Annotated in this window: 34 protein-coding genes; 1 reads left to right on the top strand and 33 read right to left on the bottom strand. The window is 46.1% G+C overall.

From position 1 onward, the window contains the following. Positions 1-9 precede the first annotated feature (9 nt). On the top strand, positions 10-2070 hold the full coding sequence (gene recG / locus LG374_RS04715; protein WP_225756616.1) for an ATP-dependent DNA helicase RecG: 2061 nt from the start codon (positions 10-12) through the stop codon (positions 2068-2070). 642 nt (positions 2071-2712) lie between these two features. Here the strand turns inward: recG and LG374_RS04720 are convergent. The 33 genes from LG374_RS04720 to rpoC all read right to left on the bottom strand — a co-directional run bounded on the left by LG374_RS04720 (position 2713) and on the right by rpoC (position 26557). Beyond that, positions 2713-3768 carry a P1 family peptidase gene (locus LG374_RS04720; RefSeq protein WP_225756617.1) on the bottom strand — a complete coding sequence of 352 codons (1056 nt, stop codon included), beginning with the start codon at positions 3766-3768 and terminating at the stop codon, positions 2713-2715. 697 nt (positions 3769-4465) lie between these two features. Then, positions 4466-4846, bottom strand: a complete 381-nt coding sequence (gene rplQ, locus LG374_RS04725) for a 50S ribosomal protein L17 (protein WP_225756618.1) — start codon at positions 4844-4846, stop codon at positions 4466-4468. A 29-nt stretch (positions 4847-4875) separates the two neighbouring features. Continuing rightward, positions 4876-5835 (bottom strand): DNA-directed RNA polymerase subunit alpha, encoded by a 960-nt coding sequence (rpoA, locus tag LG374_RS04730; protein ID WP_225756619.1) that lies wholly within the window; start codon positions 5833-5835, stop codon positions 4876-4878. Between the two features lie 52 nt (positions 5836-5887). Beyond that, entirely contained in the window at positions 5888-6508 is a 621-nt protein-coding gene (gene rpsD / locus LG374_RS04735; RefSeq protein WP_225756620.1) for a 30S ribosomal protein S4, read from the bottom strand. Positions 6509-6531: 23 nt separating this feature from the next. Continuing rightward, positions 6532-6933 carry a 30S ribosomal protein S11 gene (gene rpsK / locus LG374_RS04740; protein WP_006984560.1) on the bottom strand — a complete coding sequence of 134 codons (402 nt, stop codon included), beginning with the start codon at positions 6931-6933 and terminating at the stop codon, positions 6532-6534. 16 nt (positions 6934-6949) lie between these two features. Then, positions 6950-7306 (bottom strand): 30S ribosomal protein S13, encoded by a 357-nt coding sequence (gene rpsM / locus LG374_RS04745; protein ID WP_225756621.1) that lies wholly within the window; start codon positions 7304-7306, stop codon positions 6950-6952. Between the two features lie 159 nt (positions 7307-7465). Further along, positions 7466-8791 (bottom strand): preprotein translocase subunit SecY, encoded by a 1326-nt coding sequence (gene secY / locus LG374_RS04750; protein WP_225756622.1) that lies wholly within the window; start codon positions 8789-8791, stop codon positions 7466-7468. A gap of 21 nt (positions 8792-8812) precedes the next feature. Continuing rightward, entirely contained in the window at positions 8813-9250 is a 438-nt protein-coding gene (gene rplO / locus LG374_RS04755; protein WP_225756623.1) for a 50S ribosomal protein L15, read from the bottom strand. Next, positions 9250-9438: a 50S ribosomal protein L30 gene (gene rpmD, locus LG374_RS04760; RefSeq protein ID WP_225756624.1), complete on the bottom strand. Its 189-nt coding sequence runs from the start codon at positions 9436-9438 to the stop codon at positions 9250-9252. The genes rplO and rpmD overlap by 1 nt, the downstream gene beginning before the upstream one ends. Then, positions 9428-9943 (bottom strand): 30S ribosomal protein S5, encoded by a 516-nt coding sequence (gene rpsE / locus LG374_RS04765; RefSeq protein ID WP_225756625.1) that lies wholly within the window; start codon positions 9941-9943, stop codon positions 9428-9430. Before rpsE ends, rpmD begins: the two co-directional genes overlap by 11 nt. 16 nt (positions 9944-9959) lie before the next feature. Next, positions 9960-10316, bottom strand: a complete 357-nt coding sequence (gene rplR, locus LG374_RS04770; RefSeq protein WP_225756626.1) for a 50S ribosomal protein L18 — start codon at positions 10314-10316, stop codon at positions 9960-9962. A 15-nt stretch (positions 10317-10331) separates the two neighbouring features. Further along, a complete protein-coding gene (rplF, locus tag LG374_RS04775; protein ID WP_225756627.1) occupies positions 10332-10865 on the bottom strand; it encodes a 50S ribosomal protein L6 in 534 nt (177 codons plus the stop codon). 21 nt (positions 10866-10886) lie between these two features. Beyond that, positions 10887-11276: a 30S ribosomal protein S8 gene (gene rpsH / locus LG374_RS04780; RefSeq protein WP_225758001.1), complete on the bottom strand. Its 390-nt coding sequence runs from the start codon at positions 11274-11276 to the stop codon at positions 10887-10889. 70 nt (positions 11277-11346) lie between these two features. Beyond that, positions 11347-11655 carry a 30S ribosomal protein S14 gene (gene rpsN, locus LG374_RS04785; protein ID WP_225756628.1) on the bottom strand — a complete coding sequence of 103 codons (309 nt, stop codon included), beginning with the start codon at positions 11653-11655 and terminating at the stop codon, positions 11347-11349. Positions 11656-11663: 8 nt separating this feature from the next. After that, complete coding sequence (rplE, locus tag LG374_RS04790) at positions 11664-12203, bottom strand: 50S ribosomal protein L5 (RefSeq protein ID WP_225756629.1); 540 nt, start codon at positions 12201-12203, stop codon at positions 11664-11666. Positions 12204-12211: 8 nt separating this feature from the next. Further along, a complete protein-coding gene (gene rplX, locus LG374_RS04795) occupies positions 12212-12526 on the bottom strand; it encodes a 50S ribosomal protein L24 (protein ID WP_370639306.1) in 315 nt (104 codons plus the stop codon). Between the two features lie 12 nt (positions 12527-12538). Then, positions 12539-12907, bottom strand: coding sequence for a 50S ribosomal protein L14 (rplN, locus tag LG374_RS04800; RefSeq protein WP_225756630.1), 369 nt, complete (start codon positions 12905-12907; stop codon positions 12539-12541). Positions 12908-12920: 13 nt separating this feature from the next. Then, positions 12921-13184 carry a 30S ribosomal protein S17 gene (gene rpsQ / locus LG374_RS04805; protein ID WP_225756631.1) on the bottom strand — a complete coding sequence of 88 codons (264 nt, stop codon included), beginning with the start codon at positions 13182-13184 and terminating at the stop codon, positions 12921-12923. Between the two features lie 2 nt (positions 13185-13186). Then, positions 13187-13378: a 50S ribosomal protein L29 gene (gene rpmC, locus LG374_RS04810; protein WP_225756632.1), complete on the bottom strand. Its 192-nt coding sequence runs from the start codon at positions 13376-13378 to the stop codon at positions 13187-13189. Then, positions 13378-13791 carry a 50S ribosomal protein L16 gene (gene rplP / locus LG374_RS04815; RefSeq protein ID WP_225756633.1) on the bottom strand — a complete coding sequence of 138 codons (414 nt, stop codon included), beginning with the start codon at positions 13789-13791 and terminating at the stop codon, positions 13378-13380. Before rplP ends, rpmC begins: the two co-directional genes overlap by 1 nt. Before the next feature lie 12 nt (positions 13792-13803). Then, positions 13804-14526, bottom strand: coding sequence for a 30S ribosomal protein S3 (gene rpsC / locus LG374_RS04820; RefSeq protein WP_225756634.1), 723 nt, complete (start codon positions 14524-14526; stop codon positions 13804-13806). Between the two features lie 15 nt (positions 14527-14541). Further along, the gene (gene rplV / locus LG374_RS04825; protein WP_225756635.1) at positions 14542-14874 is read right to left on the bottom strand and encodes a 50S ribosomal protein L22; all 333 of its coding nucleotides are present in this window, start codon (positions 14872-14874) and stop codon (positions 14542-14544) included. Positions 14875-14891: 17 nt separating this feature from the next. After that, on the bottom strand, positions 14892-15164 hold the full coding sequence (gene rpsS / locus LG374_RS04830; protein WP_006984577.1) for a 30S ribosomal protein S19: 273 nt from the start codon (positions 15162-15164) through the stop codon (positions 14892-14894). A 1-nt stretch (position 15165) separates the two neighbouring features. After that, on the bottom strand, positions 15166-15999 hold the full coding sequence (gene rplB / locus LG374_RS04835; protein ID WP_225756636.1) for a 50S ribosomal protein L2: 834 nt from the start codon (positions 15997-15999) through the stop codon (positions 15166-15168). A gap of 11 nt (positions 16000-16010) precedes the next feature. Continuing rightward, positions 16011-16313: a 50S ribosomal protein L23 gene (rplW, locus tag LG374_RS04840; RefSeq protein WP_225756637.1), complete on the bottom strand. Its 303-nt coding sequence runs from the start codon at positions 16311-16313 to the stop codon at positions 16011-16013. After that, complete coding sequence (gene rplD / locus LG374_RS04845; protein WP_370639307.1) at positions 16310-16918, bottom strand: 50S ribosomal protein L4; 609 nt, start codon at positions 16916-16918, stop codon at positions 16310-16312. The genes rplW and rplD overlap by 4 nt, the downstream gene beginning before the upstream one ends. A gap of 12 nt (positions 16919-16930) precedes the next feature. Continuing rightward, a complete protein-coding gene (gene rplC / locus LG374_RS04850; RefSeq protein ID WP_225756638.1) occupies positions 16931-17569 on the bottom strand; it encodes a 50S ribosomal protein L3 in 639 nt (212 codons plus the stop codon). Between the two features lie 82 nt (positions 17570-17651). Continuing rightward, positions 17652-17966 (bottom strand): 30S ribosomal protein S10, encoded by a 315-nt coding sequence (gene rpsJ, locus LG374_RS04855; RefSeq protein WP_225756639.1) that lies wholly within the window; start codon positions 17964-17966, stop codon positions 17652-17654. A gap of 5 nt (positions 17967-17971) precedes the next feature. Beyond that, on the bottom strand, positions 17972-19162 hold the full coding sequence (gene tuf, locus LG374_RS04860) for an elongation factor Tu (RefSeq protein WP_225756640.1): 1191 nt from the start codon (positions 19160-19162) through the stop codon (positions 17972-17974). A 17-nt stretch (positions 19163-19179) separates the two neighbouring features. Then, positions 19180-21276 (bottom strand): elongation factor G, encoded by a 2097-nt coding sequence (gene fusA / locus LG374_RS04865; protein ID WP_225756641.1) that lies wholly within the window; start codon positions 21274-21276, stop codon positions 19180-19182. 36 nt (positions 21277-21312) lie between these two features. After that, positions 21313-21783, bottom strand: coding sequence for a 30S ribosomal protein S7 (rpsG, locus tag LG374_RS04870; protein WP_006984584.1), 471 nt, complete (start codon positions 21781-21783; stop codon positions 21313-21315). Between the two features lie 18 nt (positions 21784-21801). After that, the gene (rpsL, locus tag LG374_RS04875) at positions 21802-22176 is read right to left on the bottom strand and encodes a 30S ribosomal protein S12 (protein WP_006984585.1); all 375 of its coding nucleotides are present in this window, start codon (positions 22174-22176) and stop codon (positions 21802-21804) included. Between the two features lie 142 nt (positions 22177-22318). Further along, positions 22319-26557 (bottom strand): DNA-directed RNA polymerase subunit beta', encoded by a 4239-nt coding sequence (gene rpoC / locus LG374_RS04880; RefSeq protein ID WP_225756642.1) that lies wholly within the window; start codon positions 26555-26557, stop codon positions 22319-22321. Positions 26558-26575: the final 18 nt, after the last annotated feature.

Here is a 26575-nt window from a genome sequence, read left to right on the forward strand (position 1 = left end):
CCACACCCCATGACCGACCTCGCCCTCACCCTGCCCGCCGCGCTCAACATCAGCGAAAAAACCGCCGAACTCTTCGCCCGCGCCGGTATCACCACCCTGCGCGAACTCATCCTGCACCTGCCGCTGCGTTACGAAGACCGCTCGCACCTCACCCCCATTGCCGCCCTGCGCGACGGCGCGACCGTGCAAATCTGCGGCGAAATCGTCCACGCCGACCTCATCCAGCGCCAGCGGCGCATCCTCACCGTCACCGTACGCGACGAAGCGGGCGACCTGTGCAAACTGCTCTACTTCAACTACTACCCCAGCCAGCAAAAAGCCTTCGTCCCCGGGCGGCGCGGCCTCTACTACGGCAAAGCCTGCTGGACGCCACGCGGCTACCAGATCCACCATCCGGAAATCACCTGGCTCGAAGCCGGACAAATCCCGCAACTCGCCGAACACCTCTACCCCGTCTATCCCACCGTCAAAGGCCTCGGCCAAGCGCGCTGGCAGGGCATCATCAAAAAAGCGCTCGACCTCATCCTGCCCACCCTGCCTGAGGTCGACCCGCTCACCGCTGCCGGCTACCTCCCGCTGCCCGCCGCGCTCACCGCCCTGCACCGCCCGCCGGACAACAGCAGCCCGGACGCCCTGCTCGACCGCAGCCACCCCGCGCGCCGTCGCCTCATCCTCGAAGAACTCTGCGCACACCAACTCGCCATCCAGAACGCCCGTGCCCGCGTGCGCAGCCAGCGCGCCCTCGCCCTGCCTGCCGATGCCCCGCTCCTGCGCGACTTCCGCGCCGCCCTGCCCTACACCCTCACTCACGCACAAGAACGCGTCTGCGCCGAAATCGCCGCTGATCTCGCGCAAGCGACACCGATGATGCGCCTCGTGCAGGGCGATGTCGGCTCCGGCAAAACCATCGTCGCCCTCGCCGCCTGCCTGCAAGCCATCGCCGCCGGCAGCCAGGCCGTATTGATGGTGCCGACCGAACTGCTCGCCGAACAGCACGCCGCCAACATCCGCCACCTGCTCGCCAGACTCCCCGTCACCCTCACCACGCTCACCAGCAAAATGGCAGGCGCAGAAAAACGCGCCGCCCTCGCCGCCATCGCCGACGGCAGTGCCCAACTCATCATCGGCACCCACGCCGTCTTCCAGGAACACGTCGCCTACGCCCGCCTCGCCCTCGTCGTCATCGACGAACAACACCGCTTCGGCGTGCACCAGCGCCTGCAACTGCAAGAAAAAACCGCCGACTACGCCGCGCATCAGCTCGTCCTGACCGCCACCCCCATCCCGCGCACCCTCGCCATGAGCCTCTACGGCGAACTCGACCTGTCCATCATCGACACCCTGCCCGCCGGCCGCCGCCCCATCCAGACCAACGTCGTCGCGAACCACAAACGCGATGCCGTCATCGAACGCGTCGGTGCCAACTGCCGCAGTGGCCGCCAAGCCTACTGGGTCTGCCCGCTCATCGAAGAATCCGACGCGCTCGAATGCGAAAACGCAGAAGCGACCGCCAAACAACTGCAAACCCTGCTACCCGACATCCGGGTCGCCCTCATCCACGGCAAAATGGCGAACGACGAACGGCAGGCGGCAATGGCAGCCTTCATCGCGGGCGAAGCCCAACTGCTGGTCGCCACCACCGTCATCGAAGTTGGCGTGGACGTGGCGAACGCCACCCTGATGATCATCGAAAACGCCGAACGCTTCGGCCTCGCACAACTGCACCAACTGCGCGGCCGGGTCGGACGCGGCAGCGAACAATCCTACTGCCTGCTCATGTACCAGCCGCCGCTGGGCGACACCGCGCAACGCCGCCTGCGCATCATGCGCGAAACTACCGACGGCTTCCGCATCGCCGAAGAAGACCTTGCCATACGCGGCGCGGGCGAACTGCTCGGCACACGACAGACCGGCGAAGCCATGTTCCGCGTCGCCAAACTGCCGCTGGACGCCGACCTTCTCGGCGAAACCGAACGCCTCACCCGCGATTTCCGCGCCCATCACCCGGACTGGTGCCAGACCCTGCTTGATCGCTGGACGGCCTCCCGCGAACGCTACCTCAACGCCTGAATAGCCCCTCCCCTACCGATACGCGCCCGCTTGGCAAAAAATCAGCGTACATCCCGTTTAGCAACTGCCCACAAACCGGAAAGCGACACCAACACGCACCTCGCCCAGTGAGAAAAGCTCGGGAAGAGGTTAGACAAAACCCAGCGCTTGTCTCGCTTAACGGCCACCACGAACCTAGAATTTATCCCGCTTGACGGGGCATCCTCCCCTTCTCCAAGCTCTGGTTTGATCTCGCTTGACCCTGGTCAGGGAGCCCGCATTTACCCCGCTTGTCAGCTACCTGAAACGTAGGGCGGACTTTAGCCCACCAAGCGGCATACCTCGTGCGTCACCTGACCAACCGCCGCTAACGCAGTGTTTATTCCGCTTGGCGCATCTCCTCAAATAAATTGCATGACAGCCTCCCTCCCCTACCTTTGACAAGAAAGGGCTGCAGCATTTCATCTGCAAGACGCATGTATTCAACAAACCCAGCATTTATCCTGCTCGCGGCTACCTCAACCCCAAGATGAGCTTCAGTTCGCCAAACAGGTACAAGACCCAGCATTTACTCTGCTCGGTACTATTATCCCCCTTACGTCTACAGTCACCTCCCCCTCACGAATCTCATTCTGAAAGGATGAAATAGGCGCGCTACGCCGTCTATCCCGCAGCTTCAGCAGCAAGTTGGTCCAGCAGCGCTGCCAAAGCCATACGCTGATGTCCGCGAAAGCCACGGACACTCTCCGCACAGAGCAGGGCATCACGCACGGCATACTCGGTACCATCGGCAGCCGCACGGAAAAAGTCGTCCAGTGCACTTTCAGGATCAAGACGCCCCCCGCTGCGGTCGGTACTACATGCAAGAACAATATCGCCGGAACCATGCCCCCAATGACTGCCCATGCGCCCCAGCCCCGCTCCTGCCCGCTTGGCGAGACGGGTCAGCTGGCGGGCATCCAGCGGGGCATCCGTCACCATCACGATGATGATGGAGCCGCGTTCAGCAGGTGCAGGCGCGGCATCAAGAGCCTGTTGCAATACATCGCCACAGGGAATACCGTCCAGGCGAATATCCGGCAAGCGGCCAAAATTGGCCAGCACTAGCAGTCCGAGCGTGTGCGCACCAATGCGGCGCGATGCCGTGCCGATACCACCTTTGAGGCCAAAGCAGCTCATACCGCGTCCCGCGCCGACTGCGCCACGGGCAAAATCAGAGTGTGCAGCGGCGAGCGCTTCCGCCGCCATCGCTTCGCTGACGGCAAGACGCTGAATATCGTTGAGATAACCATCGTTGCATTCGAGGACGACCGGATTGACCGTTGATGTCTCGCGGCCGATATCGGGATTATCCGCGACAGCGTGGCGCACCAAAGCGGTATAGCAGGTACCGACGCTGAGCGTATTGGTCAAGAGAAGCGGAGTTTCAAGCGTACCAAGTTCACTAATTTGGATGAGCCCCGTACTTTTGCCGAAACCGTTCAGGACAGCGACACCACAGGGCAGTGGATCAGTGAAAAGATTACCGTCGGCGGGAATAATGGCAGTCACACCACTCTGACAATCACCATCCGCCAAGGTGTAATGGCCGACACGCACACCAGGCACATCGGTCAAGCGATCATATGTGCCGCTAGGCAAAATACTCGGCGGCAAAGCGCGGTGGAGACGCCAATAATCCAGCAATAATTGCAGACGAACATGATGATAGGCACTCATGGGGATACTCCGTGTTATGGATTTCCCCTAGCTTACACCGTTTATCCTGCATAGACAGCAAGAGTAAACTTCTCAACATACCCCGCAATAAAAGAGCCCTTTAACAGCAGAGGTGTTGCAAAAACCAATTGTCATAGACAAGGCTGTGGAAACGGGGCATAAAATAACTATACATACCACACAGATATTAACTAGGAGCATTCTCTTCCTTTAAGCGCACACATTGAAATGTAGTACGCCAAAACCTAGCAAAATATATAGTTGAATCGATAAAAAGCATAACAAAGTGTGCCACCGTAGATGTACAGACAGTAAGACAAGGTGATACAACGCCATTACAATTTTTCAGATGTTTAACTGAAAATTAAAACGTCCCTAATAACAGTAGCAAGAAGAATTAGGACTAGCTTTAGCCTTCACCATGTTATTATTCTTTATTTTGGCAATATCGTTTACAGTACGATATATCTTCATAATAATCACATAGTCATTTTATGAAATACCTGCCAAGCAGGCAACACAGCCAGATTATTTCTGGGATTAATACCACTTCCTACAATTGACAGATTCTTATATTTGGAAACGTAACAAGCTTTTACTTACTTCAGTGACTAGCTCCATAATACACATAGAATTAGTGCCTACAAACAGTATCATTTGTAGGCACTAAATTAACCAAGAATTATAAACAATTCTCTTACGACTCTTCTACCATCGCCGGACGATCAACAAATTCAACGTAAGCCATCGGCGCTTGGTCACCTGCACGATAACCACATTTCAGGATCCGTACATAGCCACCTGGACGCTCTTTATAGCGCGGTACAATTTCTGAAAATAATTTCTGCACAGCCTTGCGATCACGCAGACGCGAAAATGCAATTCGACGCCCCGCCACATCATCATGCCTTTTTGCATGAGTAATAATAGGTTCAATAACAGCACGCAGATCTTTTGCCTTGGGCAAAGTTGTTTTAATCAGTTCATGTTCAATTAGCGAAACTGACATATTTTTGAACATCGCTTTACGATGTGCGCTTGTACGATTAAACTTACGACCAGACAATTTATGTCTCATAAAAAACTCCCAATAACAAATGGAACGGGTTAGTGATTTTCACTACCAGACCAGTTATCTAAATCCATGCCAAGTTCTAAGCCATGTGCAGCTAGAACTTCTTTAATCTCATTCAGCGATTTCTTCCCTAGATTTGGTGTCTTCAAAAGCTCGACTTCCGTTCTACGGACCAAATCACCAATATTATTAATATTTTCTGCTTTAAGACAGTTAGCGCTACGTACCGTAAGCTCTAAGTCATCAACCGGCCGTAACAGCACTGGATCAACCTGAGCCTCTTCTACTGCCTCTGCCTCAATTTCTGTTGACTCCAAATTGACAAAAACAGCTATCTGTTTATGGAGAATAGTCGCTGCTTGTCGAATTGCTTGCTCCGGATCAATTGTTCCGTTTGACTCAATATCAATAACCAGCTTATCCAAATCAGTGTGTTGCTCAACACGAGCAGCCTCTACACGATAGGCAATACGCTTAATAGGGCTAAAAGAGGCATCAATACGCAAAATATTAGGCGTTGCATTATTCTCTTGAGCTGCGACCTGATAACCTCGCCCTTTCTCTACAACAACTGTCATATTGAAAGGAACATCTTGGGTTAGATGAGCAACTATATGTTCTGGATTACAAATTTCAATACTAGCAGGAGCCTTAAATTGTCCTGCTTTAACTGCACCAGCTTTACTAACGGACAAACGCATTTCTGCACGTTCACCTTCATGTAAAATCAAAGCTAGTCCTTTCAAATTTAACAAAACATCAATAACGTCTTCGCTAACACCCTCAATAGCTGAGTACTCGTGCAGAACGCCATCAATCTCACATTCAGTAACAGCAGCGCCTTCAATGGAAGACAGCAGAACGCGACGCAACGCTGTTCCCAACGTATAGCCAAAACCACGTTCCAGTGGCTCCAGCGTAACTCGTGACATATTCAATCCAATTTCTTGAATCTTAACAATACGCGGAGTCAACAATTCTGATAAAGCCATATCAAACGCCTATAAAAACAAAATAAAGAGACAGAAAATAACAAAAAATGCTTCACTTAGAATATAGTTCTACAACTAGCGATTCATTAATATCTGGAGACAAATCAATACGTTCAGGCACACGCTTAAACAAACCTGACATTTTCGCCGTATCCACCTCAATCCAATCAACAAATCCCCGTTGCGCTGCAACTTCTAAAGAACTTTGAATACGCAACTGCTTACGGCTTTTCTCACGCACTGCCACAATATCCTCTGCATTGACTTGATAAGAGGCTATGGTCACACGCTTACCATTAACTTCAATAGCTCCGTGTGAGACCAATTGACGTGATTCAGCACGTGTAGCACCGTACCCCATACGGTATACGACATTATCCAAACGCTGTTCCAAAAATTGCAGTAAGTTTTCCCCTGTAGAGCCTTTTCTCTGAGATGCTTTTTTATAATAATTACGAAATTGACGTTCCAACACCCCGTAAATACGCTTCAGCTTCTGCTTTTCACGCAACTGATTTCCATAATCAGACAACCGTCCACGGCGAACACCATGCTGACCTGGTGCAGAACCCATATTACATTTGGATTCAGTAGGACGAATCCCAGATTTCAATTCAAGATCAACGCCTTCTCTACGAGCCAGGCGACACTTAGGTCCGATATATCTAGCCATTAATCAAATACTCCGTGCAAAAATTAAACGCGACGCTTCTTAGGAGGACGGCAACCATTATGCGGAATGGGTGTTACGTCTGTAATGCTATGAATATTAAAACCTACTGTATTTAATGCGCGTACAGCAGACTCACGCCCTGGACCAGGACCTTTAATATTAACATCAAGATTCTGAACACCATATTCTTTAGCAGCATTACCTGCTCGCTCAGCAGCGACCTGCGCCGCAAACGGAGTACTCTTTCTTGATCCGCGGAAACCAGAACCACCAGCAGTTGCCCAAGAAAGCGTGTTACCCTGCCCATCAGTGATGGTCACGATAGTATTATTAAAAGAAGCATGGACATGCGCAACAGCGTCCACAACAACACGCTTTGCTTTTTTTCTTACATTTTTTTGTTTACTAGTAGTAGCTTTAGCCATAGGTTTTCTCTACATTTTATCGTTTAATTGGACGACGTGGACCTTTTCTAGTCCTAGCATTTGTTTTGGTGCGCTGACCGCGCACAGGAAGACTACGGCGATGACGCAACCCCCGATAACAGCCTAAATCCATTAAACGTTTTATACTCATGGAAACTTGGCGACGCAAATCACCTTCCACCTGATATTCAGCGACTGCCGCACGCAGAGCATCTACCTCTGCATCAGATAAATCGCGAATTTTTTTTGACGGTTCAACCTTTGCCGCTACACAAATATCTCGTGCGCGAGTCAAACCGATACCATAAATTGCTGTCAATGCAATAACAGCATGTTTTTGTGTTGGTACATTAATTCCAGCTATACGAGCCATTAAAAACTCCCAAAAATTACCGAATTATCAATATAATCCAGTTACAAACAAATTACAAGATAAATAACGGACAATAAAAATATAATGCGTTTATCTATTATAATAGCATAAAAAATCAACGCAACAAAAAGAATCTTCTAGCCTTGGTCGGGGCCAAACTTAGAGACCATTCCTATCAGCAAATCCGGATAGGTTCGCCCTCTTCATAAGTTGCTCATACTGTTTCGACATAACATAAGACTGAACTTGCGCAACAAAATCCATCGCAACGACAACAGCAATAAGCAAAGAAGTACCACCAAAGAGAAAGAGAACCTGACCGCTTGCCGAACCCATATTCAGTAAAGAAGGTAGAACACATACAAAGGCAACATACAATGCCCCTACCAAGGTAAGCCTCTCCTGAACCATATCCAAATACTCAGAAGTTTGCCTGCCAGGTCGGAAACCCTGAATGAAAGCATTTGATTTCTTCAAGTTATCCGCTAATTCACGATTTTCAAACATCATAGCCGTATAAAAGAAGGAGAATAGAACTATGAGCAAAGAAAATGTAGCAACGTACAACCAGTTCCCTTGAGAAAAACCATGAGCCATATCAGAAAAATATCGCCCGATTGCCCCAGACATTCCACCCAACAATGCAAGACCTGAAACTATCAAAGTTATTATTGCGGAAGCGAAAATTGCTGGTATAACACCTGCCATATTAATTTTTAATGGCAAATGTGATCTTTTTCCCATACCAAGAGAACCTAAACCTTGTCGCTTTGCATAATGTATTGCAATTTGTCGTTGTGCGCGTTCTATAAATACAATAAAAGCAAATAATGCTATTATAATCAACAACATTAAAAAAAATCTAAAAAAGGTAATATCACCTTCTTTAGCCTGCACTATTAAATTAACAATACCCGATGGTATATGGACAGCAATACCCGCAAAAATTAGCATTGAAATTCCATTACCAATACCACGTTCAGTTATTTGCTCTCCAAGCCACATCATGAATAAAGCACCAGTCGCTAAGGACATAGTTCCAAGGAGCAAGAAATGCTGTCCTTGATATAAGGTTAGCCCTTGAGCCATAACCATCTTGGAGATAGCATACCCCTGCACAAGAGCAAAGCCAAGAGCCAAGTAACGCGTATATTGACTAATCTTCTTTTGTCCACTACTCCCCTGTTGACGCAACTCTTTAAGCGGTGGATACATATGTGTAAATAGCTGCAAAACAATCGAGGCTGAAATATAAGGAGCGACACCTAAAGCAAGTAGTGATGCATTACTCAATGCACCACCAGAAAACATATTAAAAAGCTGAAATATCGAGCCTTCACCGCTCTCGAACAGTTGTTGAACCTTTGCATGATCTATACCTGGTACCGGAATATGTGCACCAATGCGATAAACTATTAATGCAAAAACTAAATACCAGAGCCTAGATACCAATTCTTTATTAGAATTACTAACCGCTTTCGACATGGTTAAGCATCCCCTGAAAAGTCACTCAACAACGGAACCACCCGCAGCTTCTATGGCTTTTTTTGCGCCTGAAGTGACATAAACTCCTTTCAACCGCAAAGGAACGGAAACATCTCCACTCAAAAACACCTTAGCCCCCAGGGCAAAAATAGGAACAAGATTATTTGCTTTCAAGATAGCTAAATCTATTGTTTCCGAAGCTGAAAATATCTTCAATTCTGAAGTTCGAATCTGCGCAATCTTTTGTGCAGATAAGCTACGAAAACCACGCTTAGGTAAGCGTCGCTGCAAGGGCATTTGCCCCCCTTCAAAACCAACCTTATGGAAGCCACCAGCTCTCGCCTTTTGCCCCTTATGTCCTTTACCGCTAGTTTTTCCTAGCCCTGAACCAACGCCGCGTCCTAAACGTTTACGCTTAACGTGAGAACCAGCCATCGGTTTTAAATTATTTAAAAACATTAGCACGCCTCTTCAATTTTTAAGAGATAAGAAATTTTATTAATCAGGCCTCTATTAGAAGGCGTATCATCTACAATGCATGATTGATGAATCTTCCTCAAACCTAGCGCAGATAAACACTGCTGATGATTATGCAATCGCCCAAATTTACTTTTAATCAACGTAACCTTTATTTTCTTATCCGACATTAGCCATCACCTCTTCAAGAGACTTTCCTCGCTTGGCTGCAATTTCACCAGGCGTAGTCATTCGCTCCAAACCAGCAATTGTTGCGCGCACAACATTTCCTGGGTTACGAGTTCCAATACATTTAGCCAAAACATCTTTAACCCCTAACACTTCAAAGACAGCTCTCATTGCCCCCCCCGCAATAATTCCTGTCCCTGCAGATGCAGGTTGCATATATACTTTAGCAGCGCCATGTGCACCTACAATAGGGTGTTGCAATGTATCATTATTCAAGATTATTTGAACCAAATTTTTCTTAGCTTGATCCATTGCTTTTTGAATTGCCATTGGCACCTCTTTAGCCTTTCCATAGCCGTAACCAACTCTACCGTTGCCATCACCGACAACTGTCAAGGCTGTAAAGGTAAATTGTCTCCCTCCTTTAACCACTTTTGTTACACGATTAACTGCTACTAGTTTTTCAAAAAACTCACTATCCAAAGGACGATCTTTTTGCTGAGCCATCAGTTACTTTCCTAAATCAAAAATTCAAACCTATTTCTCGAGCAGCATCCGCAAGCGCTTTAACTCGCCCATGATAGCGAAAACCACTACGATCAAAAACCACATCACAGAGCCCCAGTTCTTTAGCCTTCTGTGCAATTAATCTCCCAACTTTAGCTGCAGCTTCAATATTGCCTGTATATTTCAGATCGGTCTTAACTCCTAGTTGTAGAGTAGATGCATCCACCAAAACTCTAGAGCCATCTGCACTAATAATTTGCGCATACATATGCTTAGGTGTCTTGTGAACAACCAAGCTAAGTTTTCCAGCTTCCCGAATATTTAAACGCGACCGCTTGGCACGCCGCATACGATTGATCTTTTTTACATTCATTGTTATCTCCCTAAATTATTTCTTCTTAGCTTCTTTCATTAAAATTCTTTCCTCTGCGTAACGAACGCCTTTGCCTTTATAGGGCTCTGGTGGACGATAAGCACGTATTTTTGCCGCCACTTCACCAACTTGCTGTTTATCACTACCTTTAACGATAATTTCTGACTGGCTTGGCGTTTCAACAATAATACCTGGCGGAACAGAAAATTCAATGGGATGAGAGAATCCTAATGAAAGACTAAGCTTCTGCCCCTGAGCTTGGGCACGATAACCTACGCCGATCAGCTGCAAGCGCTTCTCAAATCCAACAGTAACGCCAATAACCATATTATGGACTAATGCGCGCATCGTTCCACACATGGCCCAATACGCCCCTTCTTGGCAGAGAGGTGACAAATAAAGAACTCCATTTTCTTGCTTAACCTTAATATAAGGATGCAACTCTAAAGTCAAAGACCCCTTGTCCCCTTTGACACTAACTGTCTGATCAGTAATTGAAACATCAACCCCCCTAGGTATAGATATCGGCTGTTTTCCCACGCGTGACATTTTCTTACTCCTTAAAATATATTAAGCTACATAGCAAATAATTTCGCCGCCTATCCCTTTCCGGCGGGCTTTCGAATCACTCATTACTCCTTGTGAAGTTGAAATAATCGCTATCCCTAAGCCACCGCGCACCAATGGAAGAGATTCCTTATTTCTAAAAAAACGAAGTCCCGGACGGCTTACACGCTTAATAAAATCTATAACAGGTCTACCCTGATAATATTTTAAGGTGATTACTAATTCGCTTTTTATATCTTCTCTTACGAAGAAGGATTGAATATACCCTTCTTCCTGTAGGACTGTAGCTATCGCTATCTTCTGTTTTGATGCTGGCATACTCACAACGGAGCGCCCTATGCGCTGCGCGTTACGAATACGTGTAAGCATGTCTGCAATTGGATCTGTTAACATATATACCTCATCAGTATCGGACATTATCTCGAATGTCTTGAACTTAAATTAAAAGAAATAAAAAAATAAATTACCAACTCGACTTCTTGATACCTGGAATTTCTCCTCGCATCGCCAATTCACGCAATTTATTTCGCGAAAGACCAAATCTACGATAAACCGCATGTGGACGTCCTGTAATTCTGCAGCGACGCTGAATCCTTGCTGGTGAAGCGTCCCTAGGAAGCCTCTGTAGCTTTTCCTGTGCTAGCAAGCGTTCCTCATCGGAATAAAAATCAATTTTACGAACAATGTCTTTAAGTTCTTTACGCTTAGCCGCAAACTTCTGCACAAGTCTAATGCGTTTGGACTCTCGATTTATCATGCTTTTCTTAGCCATTATCTTACTCAACTCCTAAAAGGAAATCCAAAAGATTCCAACAATGCCTTTGCATCAGTATCACTTTTTGCAGTTGTGGTAAAGGTAATGTCCATACCACGAACACCTTCCGTTTTCTCAAAATCTATTTCCGGAAAAATTATATGTTCCCGCACTCCAAAACTATAATTACCTCTACCATCAAATGATTTGGCGCTTAGGCCCCGAAAATCACGCGTTCTAGGTAAAGAAATATTAATCAACTTATCCAAGAATTCATACATTTGCTCTCTGCGCAATGTAACCTTACAACCAATAGGCCATCCATCTCTAATCTTAAAGCCCGCTATTGATTTTCTAGATTTGGTAATAAGAGCTTTTTGCCCAGCAATCAAGGACAAATCACGAACTGCACTATCCATTATTTTTTTATCATTTACCGCATCACCAACACCCATATTTATAGTTATCTTAGTTAACTTCGGCACTTCCATTATATTTCTTATCTTTAACTTAGATTGCAATTGCGAAACAAGCTCATTCTTATATTTTTCATATAATCTTGTCATATTGAACCTCAATCAATTCTTAAACCAGTAGATTTATAGATACGGAATTTTTTTCCTTCCTCTATCTTAAAGCCAACACGATCTCCTCTGTTAGTTTCTGGATTAAAAATCATAACATTTGAGATATGTATAGGGGCTTCTTTTCTTACTATATTTCCTTCAGTCTGTAGCTGTCGATTAGGCTTAACATGCTTCGAAATAAAATTCACTCCCTCAACAGTGACATACTCTTCACAGACAGAAGTTACCCTGCCACGCCTACCTTTATTCTCCGACTTACCCGAGATAACGATGACTTCATCACCTGTACGTATACGTTTCACTATACTTCTCCTTTACAATACTTCTGGAGCGAGTGATATTATTTTCATAAATTTTTCACCACGAAGCTCGCGTGCAATTGGTCCAAAAACACGAGTACCAATAGGCTCTAACTTATTATTTAGTAACACTGCCGCATTGCTATCAAATCGCAATACTGAACCGTCTCTGCGTCGCACCCCTTTTTTTGTGCGAACAATAAGAGCATTATACACGTCACCTTTCTTAACACGGGAACGCGGCAAAGCCTCTTTAACAGAGACTTTTATAACATCTCCTATTCCAGCATAACGACGATGCGATCCACCCAATACTTTAATACACTGCAACTCTCGTGCACCGCTATTATCCGCAACTGTTAAACTTGATTGCATCTGAATCATAATTCAACCTCCATCAATCTCGTGCATGTTCTACAATATCAACCAATTTCCAAGTCTTAGTCTTTGATATTGGTTTATTTTGCACGATTCGCACTACATCACCTTCATTACACTCGTTATTCTCGTCATGAATATGACATTTTAAAGTGCGTTTAATATATTTCCCATATACTGGATGTCGCTCATAGCGAACTATATTCACTGTTGCAGACTTATCTGTCTTATTTGAGGTCACTATTCCCTGAAAAATATGCTGTATATTATCTCTATTACTCATAACTATACCTTAACGTTATGCTGCCTTAATAAGGTTTTAACGCGCGCAATATTGCGTCTTACTTGACGAATCTGATGCTGCTTATCTAGATTGGAGCTGGCCTTCTGCATAATCAATTTCAGTTGCATTTGTCGCAGTACAATTAGCTCCTCACGCAAACCAGCAGTATCTTTACCTCGCAATAGACTTAACATTACATCACCTTACGCGTCTCAAACGTTGTTCCCACCGGAAGTTTAGCAGCCGCCAAGCGGAAAGCTTCACGCGCCAAATCCTCTGTCACTCCCTCAAGTTCATACATCACCGTCCCAGGCTGAACTTTTGCTACCCAATATTCAACATTCCCTTTACCTTTCCCTTGTCTAGTCTCTAGAGGTTTGTTAGTGACAGGAACATCAGGAAAAATACGAATCCACATTTTTCCACCTCGCTTAACATGGCGATTAATAGCTCGGCGTGCCGCTTCTATTTGACGTGCCGTAATTCTTCCGCGCGTAGTAGCTTTTAGGCCATATTCACCAAAACTAACCATATTGCCAGATTGAGCTAGCCCTCTATTCCGGCCTTTATGTTGCTTTCTAAATTTTGTACGTTTAGGCTGTAACATTATCTTTCACCTTTAATCCTTCTTTCTAGCTGCGCGAGTCTTATTATTGCGGCGCGACTTACGTTCCTCCGGAGAATCAGTGACAGTATCCGCCTGCAAATCCAAGCCCTCTAGATTCTCGCCCCTAAATATCCAGACTTTTACACCAATAACCCCATAAGTAGTATGGGCTTCTGCAAAACCATAATCAATGTCTGCACGCAAAGTATGAAGAGGCACCCGTCCTTCTCTATACCACTCTGTTCTGGCTATTTCGGCACCATTCAATCTTCCCGATATACTTATTTTTATACCTGCTGCACCTAGTCGCATTGTAGAGGCAACCGAACGCTTCATTGCTCTACGAAACATAACTCGACGCTCTAGTTGCTTTGCTATTCCGTCAGCAACAAGAAACGCATCCAATTCTGGCCGCCTAATCTCCTCTATATTCACTGAAGTAGGTACACCCATAATTAGGCTAATTTCTTGCTTCAATACCTCAATATCTTCACCTTTACGGCCGATTACAATACCTGGACGAGCCGTAAAAATGGTAATCTGCGCTCCATTACGTGGACGCTCAATTTGAATTTGGCTGACAGAAGCATGCGCTAGTTTTTTACGAATAAATTCCCTTATTACAAAATCTTTCTCTATAAAATTAGCGTAATCTTTACCCTCTGCATACCATTTAGAAGCCCAATCTCTCGATACCCCTAGCCGAAAACCAATAGGATGTACTTTTTGACCCATAATCCAAACTCCAATTTAGCGTTCCTGAACGCGAATAACAAGATTACTAGTGCGTTTAAATATGCGATTTCCACGTCCCTTAGCGCGAGCAGCAAAACGCTTCATGGTAATTCCTTCACCAACCTGAATCTCAGCAACATACAGCTCATCAATATCGGCCCCTTCATTATTCTCTGCATTAGCAATTGCAGCATTTAACAGCTTCAAAATAATACCTGCTGCTTTTTTATTGCTAAAGGTCAGAATTTTTATAGCATCTTCTATATGCTTTCCCCGAATTTGATCTGCGACCAGTCTAGTCTTCTGAGCAGATATCCTTACAGCTCTTAATTTAGCAGTTGATTGCATAATATTGCTCCTGTTATTTAGCGGCCTTTTTTATCTGCAGCATGTCCACGATAATTTCGAGTAGGTGCAAACTCGCCCAGCTTATGCCCAACCATATCTTCACTTATTAAAACTGGAATATGTTGCTTACCATTATACACAGCGATTGTTAACCCTATCATATCTGGCACAACCATAGAACGACGTGACCAAGTTTTTATGGGTTTTTTACTGTTGCTTTCCATCGCCAATTTAATTTTCTTCACTAAATGTAAATCAATAAAAAAACCTTTCTTTAAAGAACGCGGCATATTAACCTCTCTTATTATTTCGGCGCTGAACAATCATTTTATCGGTACGCTTATTTTTCCGAGTCTTATACCCTTTAGTAGGAATACCCCATGGAGATACTGGATGCCGACCACCGGATGTTCGGCCTTCACCACCACCATGTGGATGATCCACTGGATTCATTACGACACCCCGCACCGTTGGGCGAACACCACGCCAGCGTTTCGCGCCAGCTTTTCCCAATGCACGCAAACTATGTTCTTGATTGCCAACTTCACCAATTGTCGCGCGACAATCACTCAATATTTTGCGACGCTCACCCGACCTTAATTTAATGGTCGCATATTTACCATCACGGGCAACAATTTGAACTGAACAGCCAGCGCTACGAGCCAATTGAGCACCTTTTCCAGGTTTTAATTCTACACAATGAACGGTAGAACCTATGGGAATGTTACGGATAGGTAAACAATTACCTAATTTAATAGGAGCATCGTCTCCATTCCTAATAACATCATTATTTTTTAGCCCTCGTGGGGCAATGATATAGCGCCGCTCACCATCTGCATAGCAGACCAGTGCGATATGCGCCGACCGATTAGGATCATACTCTAAGCGTTCAACGATGGCATTAACACCGTCTTTGCGCCGTTCAAAATCAATACGACGATACTTTTGTGCGTGCCCTCCACCTTGGTGGCGCGTAGTAATCCGGCCAGTATTATTACGACCACCTGTAGAATTCTTCTTTTCAATTAATGCTGCATAAGGTTGGCCTTTATGAAGCATTGGGCGACTCACTTCTACCACAAAACGAACACCGGGGGAAGTCGGCTTTTTTCTAACAATAGACATTATATAGCTCCTCAGGCCTGCTGCTCAGACAATAATGCTTCCATATCAACATCTCTGCTCAAACTTATATATGCTTTTTTAAAGGACTTACGATAACCCTGGCGCTGACCAAAGCGTTTTAACTTACCCTTTAGATTAACCGTATTAACAGCGACAACTTTTACATCCAATAACTGCTCTACCGCCGTTTTTATATCTTCTTTATTTGCGTCACAAGCCACTCTAAAAACAATCTGCTTGTCTCTTATGGTCGAAGAGGACTTTTCGGTTACAACGGGGCCGCGAATAATTTGTAAAATTCTTTCTTGTTTCATGACAACCATCCATTTATTTTTTCAATCGCCATCTTGTCCGCGATAATTTCTTCATACTGAAGCAACGAGACTGGCGTCAATCCCTCAACATCAATAACCCCAATACCAGGAATATTGCGTGAAGCAAGGAACAAATGCTCGTTTAAAGAGTCTGTTATTATCAAAAAACTATTCTTCAATCCAAGCATATCCATATTGCTAATAAAATCTTTAGTTTTAAGCGAAGTAATTTTGAAATCCTCTACAACATGCAGGCGTTTCTGCCGGAGAAGCTCAGAAAAAATGCCGCACAAAGCACTACGATACATTTTTCTATTCACCTTCTTTGTAAAGGCACGCGGTTTTGCAGCAAAAGCCACCCCACCCCCCCTCCAAAGAGGAGAACGAATGGTTCCCGCACGCGCACGCCCAGATCCTTTTTGTTTCCACGGCTTTCTACCGCCACCAGAAACCTCTGAACGTGTTTTCTGAGCCTTAGTACCCATACGTCCACTTGCCAAATAACTGATGACAACCTGGTGCACTAAAGGCTCATTAAATGCAACATCAAAAACATCATCACTTACTGATACGTTCCCTGAATCATCTTTAAAATTAATATTCACGGTTGTTACCCTTTACGATTTGACTGATGGACGAATAACAATATACCCACCTTTGGCTCCAGGAACAGCACCTTTGATCAAAAGTAGATTATGCTCACCATCAATTCGGATGATCTCAAGATTCTGGACACTACGCATCACATTACCAAGATGTCCTGACATTTTCTTGCCCTTAAAGACCCTACCTGGAGTTTGATTTTGCCCTATAGAACCTGGCACGCGATGAGACAATGAATTACCGTGAGTTTTTCTTTGCCCACTAAAATGATGCCGCTTAATTGTCCCTGCAAATCCTTTACCAACACTTCTTCCCCTGACATCAACTTTTTGCCCCTCTGAAAAAAGCGCGACACCAAACGCATCACCAACAGAATAGCGAGAAACCTCACCCTCCGCGAGACGAAACTCTTTTGTTAAAAAGCCTGAGCTAATATTCGCTTTTACGAAGTGTCCTGCGACACCTTTTGTCAAGCGACTCTTTTTCTTTTCACCTATAGACACTTGCACAGCATCATAGCCATCAGTAGCTTGCAACTTTATCTGCGAAATCACATTTGGCTTCACTTCGATAACCGTGACTGCAACAGCGGTCCCATCATCATGAAAGATGCGGGTCATTCCTAACTTTTGACCCACTAAACCCATTTTCATAAAATTTCCTCATTTGTTAAATAAAAAAGGCGAGAGGAGGGCGGGAAACCCTCTTCGCCTTAGTTTAGAAAGGCGCGAAATTTTACTGCAATTCTATTTTCACGTCAACACCTGCTGCTAAATCAAGCTTCATCAACGCATCTACCGTTTTATCTGTTGGATCGATTATGTCCATAACGCGTTTATGGGTACGCATTTCGTACTGATCACGCGCATCCTTATTCACATGTGGAGAAATTAGTATAGTATAAATTTCCTTCTTGATAGGTAGGGGCACTGGTCCACGCACTTGAGCACCTGCACGCTTAGCTGTCTCCACAATTTGCTTTGCAGACGCATCAATAAGACGATGATCGTAAGATTTTAAGCGGATACGAATTTTTTGAGTATTTGCCATGTTCTTTACTCAACAATTTTAGAGACAACACCCGCACCTACTGTACGGCCACCTTCACGAATCGCGAATCGCAACCCTTCATCCATCGCAATCGGTGAAATTAAGTGTACGTTCATCTTGATGTTATCACCTGGCATGACCATTTCCACACCTTCAGGAAGAACACATTCACCGGTTACATCCGTAGTGCGGAAGTAAAACTGCGGACGATAGCCTTTGAAGAATGGGGTATGACGTCCACCTTCATCTTTAGACAGAATATATACTTCCGCCTCAAACTTGGTGTGTGGAGTAATTGTACCCGGCTTAGCCAACACTTGGCCACGCTCAACTTCTTCGCGCTTGGTGCCACGCAGCAATACGCCTACGTTATCACCTGCTTCACCTTGGTCCAGCAACTTGCGGAACATTTCAACACCGGTACAGGTGGTCTTTGCCGTTGGACGAATACCGACTATTTCGATTTCTTCGCCAACTTTGATAACACCACGTTCAATACGTCCGGTTACAACTGTGCCACGACCAGAAATAGAGAATACGTCTTCGATCGGCATCAGGAACGGTTTGTCGATATCACGTTGCGGCTCGGGTATGTAGCTATCCAACGCGTCTACCAGCTTGATAATGGAAGGAACTCCAATATCGGATTGATCACCTTCCAGCGCCTTCAAGGCTGAACCGATAATAATCGGGGTGTCATCGCCCGGGAAGTCGTATTCGCTTAGCAAATCACGCACTTCCATTTCCACCAGTTCCAGCAACTCGGCATCATCAACCATGTCAGCCTTGTTCAGATAAACAACGATGTAAGGAACACCTACTTGACGGGACAGCAGAATGTGTTCACGCGTTTGCGGCATAGGACCATCAGCAGCGGAACACACCAAAATAGCACCATCCATTTGCGCCGCACCGGTAATCATGTTTTTAACGTAGTCGGCGTGCCCTGGGCAGTCTACGTGCGCATAGTGGCGGCTCGGTGACTCGTATTCTACGTGCGCAGTTGAGATGGTAATACCACGAGCACGCTCTTCTGGTGCACCGTCAATTTGGTCATACGCTTTAAAGGTACCACCGAAGCGCTCCGCACCAACTTTGGTCAATGCTGCAGTCAGCGTAGTCTTGCCATGGTCAACGTGGCCAATTGTGCCCACGTTAACGTGCGGCTTGGTTCGGGTAAATTTCTCTTTTGACATATTTCACTCCAATAAAACTAAGATCTACTTTTTATAACTTCGTCAACAACGTTACTAGGCGCTTCGCTGTAGCAATCAAACTCCATAGAATAACTTGCACGACCTTGAGTCAACGAGCGCAGCGAAGTAGCATAACCAAACATTCTCGCCAAAGGAACTTGTGCACGGACAATCTTACCTGTCGCTTCGTCATCCATACCTTGAATAAGGCCACGGCGACTATTGAGATCCCCAATAACATCACCCATATATTCTTCAGGTGTTGACACCTCCACCTTCATCATTGGCTCCAGCAGCGCTGGCTTCGCTTTACGAGCTCCCAATTTAAAACCTTCCGAACCCGCCAGTTTGAATGCCATTTCTGATGAATCCACTTCATGGTAAGAGCCATCAAACAAGGTAACTTTCACATCTACCACGGGGTAACCTGCTAAAACACCATTTTGCATTTGTTCTTGTATGCCCTTATCAACCGCAGGAATATACTCTTTAGGCACAACACCACCAACAATGGCATTAACAAATTCATAACCAAAACCAGGTTCTTGTGGTTCTATTCTCAACCAAACATGCCCATATTGACCCCGACCACCAGACTGACGAACAAATTTACCTTCTTGTTCAACCGCTTCACGCAGCGCCTCACGGTAAGCCACTTGCGGGGCACCAACATTGGCCTCTACTTTGAACTCGCGCTTCATTCGGTCCACAATAATTTCCAAATGCAGCTCGCCCATACCAGAAATAATAGTTTGACCTGTTTCTTCATCAGTGTGTACACGGAAAGAGGGGTCTTCTTGGGATAGTTTGCCCAATGCCATCCCCATCTTTTCTTGGTCAGACTTGGTTTTTGGTTCTACTGCGACAGCAATAACCGGCTCAGGAAATTCCATGCGCTCCAAAATAATAGGATGATTAACGTCACAAAGTGTTTCGCCAGTAACAACCTCTTTCAGGCCAACACAAGCTGCAATATCACCCGCATAGACCTCCTTAATTTCTTCACGCGAATTGGCGTGCATCTGCACAATACGTCCAATGCGTTCGCGTTTATCTTTAACTGGGTTCAATACTGTTGTACCAGCTTCCAAAATACCTGAATAGCACCGGACAAACGTCAGCGTACCAACAAAGGGATCTGTGGCAATTTTGAATGCTAATGCGGCGAATGGTGCATCGTCATCGGCTGCTCTGCTATCTACCGCATCAGTAGTAGGGTTAATGCCTTGAATGGCATCAATGTCTATCGGGCTAGGTAATAGTTCAATCACTTTATCCAGCATTGCCTGCACACCTTTATTCTTGAACGATGAACCACAAACAACTGGAACAATTTCATTATTGATCGTACGATGGCGCAAACCAGCAATAATTTCTTCTTCGCTTAGAACTTCGCCGCTAAGATATTTTTCCATCAAATCTTCATTAGCTTCTGCCGCAGCCTCCACTAATATTTCACGCTGTTCTTCACAAGCGGCTTGCAAATCAGCTGGAATTTCTGCATATACAAAGGTCATGCCTTTGTCACCTTCATTCCAGATAATTTCTTTCATCTTAATGAGATCAACAACGCCTTTAAAGTTCTCTTCCGCCCCTACAGGCAATTGCAAAGGAATAGGCGTCGTATTCAGACGTTCTTTCATCTGTTTGACAACACGAAGAAAATCTGCCCCTGTGCGATCCATCTTATTGACATAAGCGATTCGTGGTACCTTGTATTTATTTGCTTGGCGCCATACAGTCTCAGTTTGGGGTTGAACACCACCAACAGCACATAATACCAAACAGGCACCATCCAAGACCCGCAGGGAACGCTCTACTTCAATTGTAAAATCAACGTGTCCCGGAGTATCAATAATATTGATGCGATGCTCATCAAACTGCTTAGCCATACCTTTCCAAAAGCAAGTTGTTGCAGCAGAAGTTATAGTAATACCTCGCTCCTGCTCCTGCTCCATCCAGTCCATAGTTGCAGCGCCTTCATGCACCTCGCCCAACTTATGTGACATACCGGTATAGTAAAGAATACGTTCTGTAGTTGTGGTCTTACCTGCATCAATATGAGCCATGATGCCAAGGTTGCGATATCTATTAATTTGTGTTTTGCGTGCCATAATATTTGTATTAACTCCTTTCGAGGATTTTCACGCTTACCAGCGGAAGTGAGCAAATGCTTTATTTGCTTCTGCCATACGGTGCATATCATCACGTTTTTTCACAGCGGCACCACGCTCTTCTAGTGCATCCAAAAATTCCGCTGCTAAGCGCTGCGACATGGATTTTTCATTCCGATTACGCGCAGCATCAATAAGCCAACGCATAGCCAATGCATTCTGCCGTACTGGACGGACTTCCACTGGCACTTGATAGGTGGCACCACCAACACGTCGTGACTTCACTTCTACAGCAGGGCGAACTTTTTCCAAAGCCTCTTCCAACACTTCCACTGGCTGCAATTGTTTCTTTTCTGCAGCTGCCGCCAGCGCTTCATAAACCACTTTTTCCGCAACGGACTTCTTGCCGCTAACCATGAGAATATTGATAAATTTTGCCACAACAACGTTTCCAAACTTGGGGTCGGGCAAAATTTTACGGACCGGTGCACGTACTCTTCTTGACATTGGTATTTCCTTACTAAATTAAGATTTAGGGCGCTTTGCGCCATACTTTGAACGACCTTGCTTGCGGTCTTTAACGCCCGCAGTATCCAAGGCACCGCGCACAATGTGATAACGCACACCTGGTAGATCTTTTACCCGTCCACCACGAATCAGCACCAAAGAGTGCTCTTGTAGGTTGTGCCCTTCACCACCAATATAAGCAGTTACTTCGTATTTATTAGTCAAACGCGTACGCGCGACTTTGCGCATAGCAGAATTTGGTTTCTTCGGCGTTGTCGTATACACACGAGTGCATACTCCGCGTTTTTGCGGACAGCCCTGCAAGGCAGGAACATTATTTTTCTCTTTCTGACGCGTACGCGGACTACGTACGAGCTGGTTAACTGTTGCCATGAATAAAGTTCTCCAAACTTTTATAAAGTCAATAAATTAGCGCCTCTAGGCCAAAGGTGGCGCATGGTATGCTCTTACTATCGGCTTTGTCAAGCATTGCGGTTTTTTCACTTTTAACTGCAATGTAGGCCTATGTGGTGGCTTACTCGGCGCTTTCACTACCGTCGACTGGCATTTCTGCTTCAGTCACCACAATTTTTTCCGACCGTTTCTCTTCGTTATTGTCTTTAACCATATCAAATAATGCCTGTTCTTCCGCGCGATTGATGCGGCGTTGCTGATGATAAGCCAAGCCGGTCCCCGCCGGAATCAAGCGTCCGACAATAACGTTTTCTTTTAAACCACGCAGTTCGTCAAAACTGCCCAGTACCGCAGCCTCAGTCAGCACGCGGGTGGTTTCCTGGAATGATGCGGCTGAGACGAAGGATTCCGTCGCAAGCGATGCTTTAGTAATCCCCATTAGCACCGGCTCGTATCGCACAGGCAATTTACCTTGCGCTTGCAATCGATCGTTCTCACTCAACACGCGCTGTAAATCAACTTGTTCACCAACGATCAACCGCGACTCACCTGCATCAAGTACGACGACTTTGCGCAACATCTGCCGTACGATAACTTCAATATGCTTGTCGTTAATTTTCACCCCTTGCAGGCGATAAACGTTCTGAATTTCACGCACAATATGGGCAGCCAATTCAGCCACACCACGCAAGCGCAGAATGTCATGCGGAGTCAACTCGCCATCGGCAAGTACATCCCCTTGTTTGACTTGTTCACCTTCAAAAACGTTCAAGCGACGCCATTTAGGAATCAGGATTTCGATCATCTCGCCGCTTTCTTCTGCATTGATAATCAGACGCTGTTTACCTTTCGTCTCTTTACCAAAAGATACTGTACCGGTCTTCTCCGCAAGAATAGCTGGTTCTTTTGGTTTACGTGCTTCAAACAGATCAGCGACACGTGGCAGACCGCCGGTAATATCTGCTGTTTTACCGGATGCTTGCGGCATCCGTGCTAACACGTCACCCACTTCAACTTTAGCACCATCATCCAAATGTACAATTGCGCCGCCCGGTAAAAAGTAGTTAACCGGGATATCAGAACCTGCTTGCTTTACCGGCCGTCCGTTGTCATCCAATAGTTGAATCAGCGGTCGCTTATCTTTAGCTGAAGTCGAGCGCAGCGCATTATCCATGATGGTACGCACTGTCAGGCCGGTATCGGCATCAGAGGATTCCTGCACGGTGACACCATCTTCAAAATCATGAAAAGCGATGCGTCCGCTGACTTCCGCGATAATCGGATGGGTATGAGGATCCCAGCTGGCAAGCAGTTGGCCTTGCTTCACTTCATTACCATTTTCAACGTTGAGCATCGCGCCGTATGGCAATTTGTAACGCTCACGTTCATGCCCGTTCAGGTCTATGACCGACAGTTCACTGGATCGCGATACCGCCACCAGCTTCCCGTCCTTATTGGTTACCGTTTTGATATTGGCAAGCCGTACCGTACCATTGGTTTTAGCTTCGACAGAACCAACTGCTGCCGCACTGGACGCTGCACCACCAATATGGAAGGTACGCATGGTCAGCTGAGTTCCCGGCTCACCAATGGATTGAGCAGCAATAACACCTACTGCTTCACCAACATTGACTCGATGGCCGCGCGCCAAATCGCGTCCGTAACATTGCGCACAAACACCATAACGTGATTCACAGGTGATGACAGAACGCACCACAACCCGATCCACACCGGCTTTTTCCAAAATAGTAATTTCTTTTTCTTCAAGCAGGGTTCCTGCATCCAGCACAATTTTACCATTTTGATCAGCAACCGGTTCAGCTAGAACTCGACCAAGAACACGATCACTCAGGCGCTCAACTACATCGCCACCCTCAACTACAGCCTGGATTTCGAAACCGCGAGTCGTTCCGCAATCTTCTTCATTAACTACCACATCTTGTGAGACGTCAACGAGACGACGGGTCAGGTAGCCGGAATTCGCCGTTTTCAACGCCGTATCCGCTAGACCTTTACGCGCACCGTGAGTAGAGATGAAATATTGCAAAACATTTAGACCTTCACGAAAGTTGGCGGTAATCGGCGTCTCAATGATGGAACCATCCGGTTTTGCCATCAGCCCTCGCATCCCCGCTAACTGACGAATTTGCGCTGCGGAACCCCGAGCGCCTGAATCAGCCATCATATAGACGGAGTTGAAGGATTCCTGCTTGACTGTCTCGCCTTCACGGTTGACAACATCTTCTTGCCGCAAGTTATCCATCATTGCTTTGGCCAGCTTCTCGTTAGCACGCGACCAAATATCAATGACTTTATTATATTTCTCGCCTTGGGTAAGCAAACCGGAAGCATATTGCTCTTCGATTTCCTTCACCTCTGTTTCTGAAGTGTGCAGAATTTCGGTTTTTGATTCCGGAACAACCATATCAACAATACCGATAGAGGCGCCTGAATAGGTCGCATAACGATATCCTGTGTACATCAACTGATCGGCGAGAATAACGGTTTCTTTTTGCCCCAACTGACGATAACACTGGTTAATCAGTGCAGAAATGGCTTTCTTATTCATTGACTTGTTAATCAAATCAAAAGACAGCCCTTCCGGCAAAATTTGTGAGAGCAATGCACGACCAACAGTTGTTTGAATACGGCGGAAGTGTTTTTTGTCACCTTCATATAAGTCAAGACGTACTTCTATTTTCGCTTGTAGATGCACTTCATCCGCTTGATAGGCACGCTCAACTTCTTTGATGTCCGCAAAACGCATCCCCTCACCTTTTGCATTGATACGCTCACGAGTCATGTAATACAGCCCCAAGACCACGTCTTGAGACGGCACAATGATCGGCTCGCCATTCGAGGGGGATAGGATATTATTTGAGCTCATCATCAGGGCGCGTGCTTCCAGTTGGGCCTCAAGCGAAAGAGGAACATGCACGGCCATTTGGTCACCGTCAAAGTCAGCATTGAATGCAGCACAGACCAACGGGTGTAATTGGATAGCCTTACCTTCAATTAAAATGGGTTCAAAAGCCTGGATTCCCAGACGGTGCAGTGTCGGAGCACGGTTGAGCATAACTGGATGTTCGCGGATAACGTATTCCAGCGCGTCCCAAACTTCCGGCTCGTCACGTTCCACCATCAATTTTGCCGCCTTAATGGTCGGTGCCTGCTCTTTTTCGATCAATTGCTGAAAGATAAACGGCTTGAATAACTCCAAAGCCATTCGTTTGGGTAGACCACATTGATGCAGACGCAAGGTCGGGCCAACAACAATCACCGATCGACCAGAATAATCTACCCGCTTACCAAGAAGGTTCTGACGGAAGCGTCCCTGCTTACCCTTAATCATGTCCGCCAGCGATTTCAGTGGCCGTTTATTGGAACCGGTAACAGTACGTCCCCGTCGACCGTTATCCAATAAGGAATCTACCGCCTCCTGCAACATCCGTTTTTCGTTGCGTACGATAATATCAGGCGCAAACAACTCCAACAGACGTTTCAATCGGTTGTTGCGATTAATGACTCGACGATAAAGATCATTCAAATCGGATGTGGCAAAGCGACCAGAATCCAACGGCACTAGCGGACGCAAATCCGGTGGTAATACCGGCAATACGTTGAGAATCAGCCATTCCGGTTTGCTCGCGACTTTATTTGGGTCATCAGGATCAGGCACAAAGGCATCAATTAGGTTAATCCGTTTGACCAGCCGTTTTTTCTTGGTCTCCGAAGAGGTTTGTTCCAACTCCTCTTTCAGATTTTGTAATACCTCGCGCCAATCGGTAGTACGCAGAATTTCCTGAATAGCTTCTGCCCCCATCATAGCCTTGAATTCGTGGCCGTATTCTTCTACTGCTTGCAGATAGGCTTCTTCGTTGAGTAACTGGTTCTTTTCCAGTGGGGTCATACCCGGATCAAGTACGATAAAAGATTCGAAATACAGCACCCGCTCGATTTCACGCAGGGTTAGATCCAGCAATAAACCAATGCGGGATGGCAGAGATTTCAAAAACCAAATGTGGGCTACCGGCGTAGCCAGTTCAATATGCCCCATGCGTTCACGACGTACACTGGCTTTGGTAACTTCTACCCCGCATTTCTCACAGACCACACCACGGTGTTTAAGTCGTTTGTATTTACCACACAGGCATTCATAGTCCTTAATCGGCCCAAAAATCTTGGCGCAGAACAAGCCGTCACGTTCCGGCTTGAAGGTTCGATAGTTGATCGTTTCGGGTTTTTTGACTTCACCAAACGACCACGAACGAATCATATCGGGCGAGGCCAGGCCGATGCGGATACGATCAAAATCATCCACACCGTCCTGTGGTTTAAACATATTAATGAGTTCTTTCATGATAAAACCTGCCTGCGT

It is taken from the genome of Cardiobacterium sp. Marseille-Q4385, from assembly GCF_916618745.1.
In the GTDB taxonomy this organism is placed as follows: Bacteria; Pseudomonadota; Gammaproteobacteria; order Cardiobacteriales; family Cardiobacteriaceae; genus Cardiobacterium.

Excerpts from the sequence above, each read along its gene's own strand:
- rpmC (WP_225756632.1), bottom strand. The coding sequence starts at position 13,378 with ATGTTAAGTCTATTGCGAGGTAAAGATACTGCTGGTTTGCGTGAGGAG.
- rplP (WP_225756633.1), bottom strand. The coding sequence starts at position 13,791 with ATGTTACAGCCTAAACGTACAAAATTTAGAAAGCAACATAAAGGCCGG.
- rpsK (WP_006984560.1), bottom strand. The coding sequence starts at position 6,933 with ATGGCTAAAGCTACTACTAGTAAACAAAAAAATGTAAGAAAAAAAGCA.
- rpoC (WP_225756642.1), bottom strand. The coding sequence starts at position 26,557 with ATGAAAGAACTCATTAATATGTTTAAACCACAGGACGGTGTGGATGAT.
- rpsH (WP_225758001.1), bottom strand. The coding sequence starts at position 11,276 with ATGTTAACAGATCCAATTGCAGACATGCTTACACGTATTCGTAACGCG.
- rpsL (WP_006984585.1), bottom strand. The coding sequence starts at position 22,176 with ATGGCAACAGTTAACCAGCTCGTACGTAGTCCGCGTACGCGTCAGAAA.
- rpsG (WP_006984584.1), bottom strand. The coding sequence starts at position 21,783 with ATGTCAAGAAGAGTACGTGCACCGGTCCGTAAAATTTTGCCCGACCCC.
- rplE (WP_225756629.1), bottom strand. The coding sequence starts at position 12,203 with ATGACAAGATTATATGAAAAATATAAGAATGAGCTTGTTTCGCAATTG.
- rpoA (WP_225756619.1), bottom strand. The coding sequence starts at position 5,835 with ATGGCTTTATCAGAATTGTTGACTCCGCGTATTGTTAAGATTCAAGAA.
- recG (WP_225756616.1), top strand. The coding sequence starts at position 10 with ATGACCGACCTCGCCCTCACCCTGCCCGCCGCGCTCAACATCAGCGAA.
- rpsN (WP_225756628.1), bottom strand. The coding sequence starts at position 11,655 with ATGGCTAAGAAAAGCATGATAAATCGAGAGTCCAAACGCATTAGACTT.
- rpsM (WP_225756621.1), bottom strand. The coding sequence starts at position 7,306 with ATGGCTCGTATAGCTGGAATTAATGTACCAACACAAAAACATGCTGTT.
- rpsJ (WP_225756639.1), bottom strand. The coding sequence starts at position 17,966 with ATGGCAAATACTCAAAAAATTCGTATCCGCTTAAAATCTTACGATCAT.
- rpsD (WP_225756620.1), bottom strand. The coding sequence starts at position 6,508 with ATGGCTAGATATATCGGACCTAAGTGTCGCCTGGCTCGTAGAGAAGGC.
- rplW (WP_225756637.1), bottom strand. The coding sequence starts at position 16,313 with ATGAAACAAGAAAGAATTTTACAAATTATTCGCGGCCCCGTTGTAACC.
- secY (WP_225756622.1), bottom strand. The coding sequence starts at position 8,791 with ATGTCGAAAGCGGTTAGTAATTCTAATAAAGAATTGGTATCTAGGCTC.
- LG374_RS04720 (WP_225756617.1), bottom strand. The coding sequence starts at position 3,768 with ATGAGTGCCTATCATCATGTTCGTCTGCAATTATTGCTGGATTATTGG.
- rplR (WP_225756626.1), bottom strand. The coding sequence starts at position 10,316 with ATGAATGTAAAAAAGATCAATCGTATGCGGCGTGCCAAGCGGTCGCGT.
- rplC (WP_225756638.1), bottom strand. The coding sequence starts at position 17,569 with ATGAAAATGGGTTTAGTGGGTCAAAAGTTAGGAATGACCCGCATCTTT.
- rplF (WP_225756627.1), bottom strand. The coding sequence starts at position 10,865 with ATGTCACGCGTGGGAAAACAGCCGATATCTATACCTAGGGGGGTTGAT.
- tuf (WP_225756640.1), bottom strand. The coding sequence starts at position 19,162 with ATGTCAAAAGAGAAATTTACCCGAACCAAGCCGCACGTTAACGTGGGC.
- rplV (WP_225756635.1), bottom strand. The coding sequence starts at position 14,874 with ATGCAATCAACTGCTAAATTAAGAGCTGTAAGGATATCTGCTCAGAAG.
- rplQ (WP_225756618.1), bottom strand. The coding sequence starts at position 4,846 with ATGAGACATAAATTGTCTGGTCGTAAGTTTAATCGTACAAGCGCACAT.
- rpsC (WP_225756634.1), bottom strand. The coding sequence starts at position 14,526 with ATGGGTCAAAAAGTACATCCTATTGGTTTTCGGCTAGGGGTATCGAGA.
- rpmD (WP_225756624.1), bottom strand. The coding sequence starts at position 9,438 with ATGTCGGATAAGAAAATAAAGGTTACGTTGATTAAAAGTAAATTTGGG.
- fusA (WP_225756641.1), bottom strand. The coding sequence starts at position 21,276 with ATGGCACGCAAAACACAAATTAATAGATATCGCAACCTTGGCATCATG.
- rplN (WP_225756630.1), bottom strand. The coding sequence starts at position 12,907 with ATGATTCAGATGCAATCAAGTTTAACAGTTGCGGATAATAGCGGTGCA.
- rpsS (WP_006984577.1), bottom strand. The coding sequence starts at position 15,164 with ATGCCGCGTTCTTTAAAGAAAGGTTTTTTTATTGATTTACATTTAGTG.
- rplO (WP_225756623.1), bottom strand. The coding sequence starts at position 9,250 with ATGTTTTTAAATAATTTAAAACCGATGGCTGGTTCTCACGTTAAGCGT.
- rplB (WP_225756636.1), bottom strand. The coding sequence starts at position 15,999 with ATGTCTATTGTTAGAAAAAAGCCGACTTCCCCCGGTGTTCGTTTTGTG.
- rpsE (WP_225756625.1), bottom strand. The coding sequence starts at position 9,943 with ATGGCTCAGCAAAAAGATCGTCCTTTGGATAGTGAGTTTTTTGAAAAA.
- rpsQ (WP_225756631.1), bottom strand. The coding sequence starts at position 13,184 with ATGAGTAATAGAGATAATATACAGCATATTTTTCAGGGAATAGTGACC.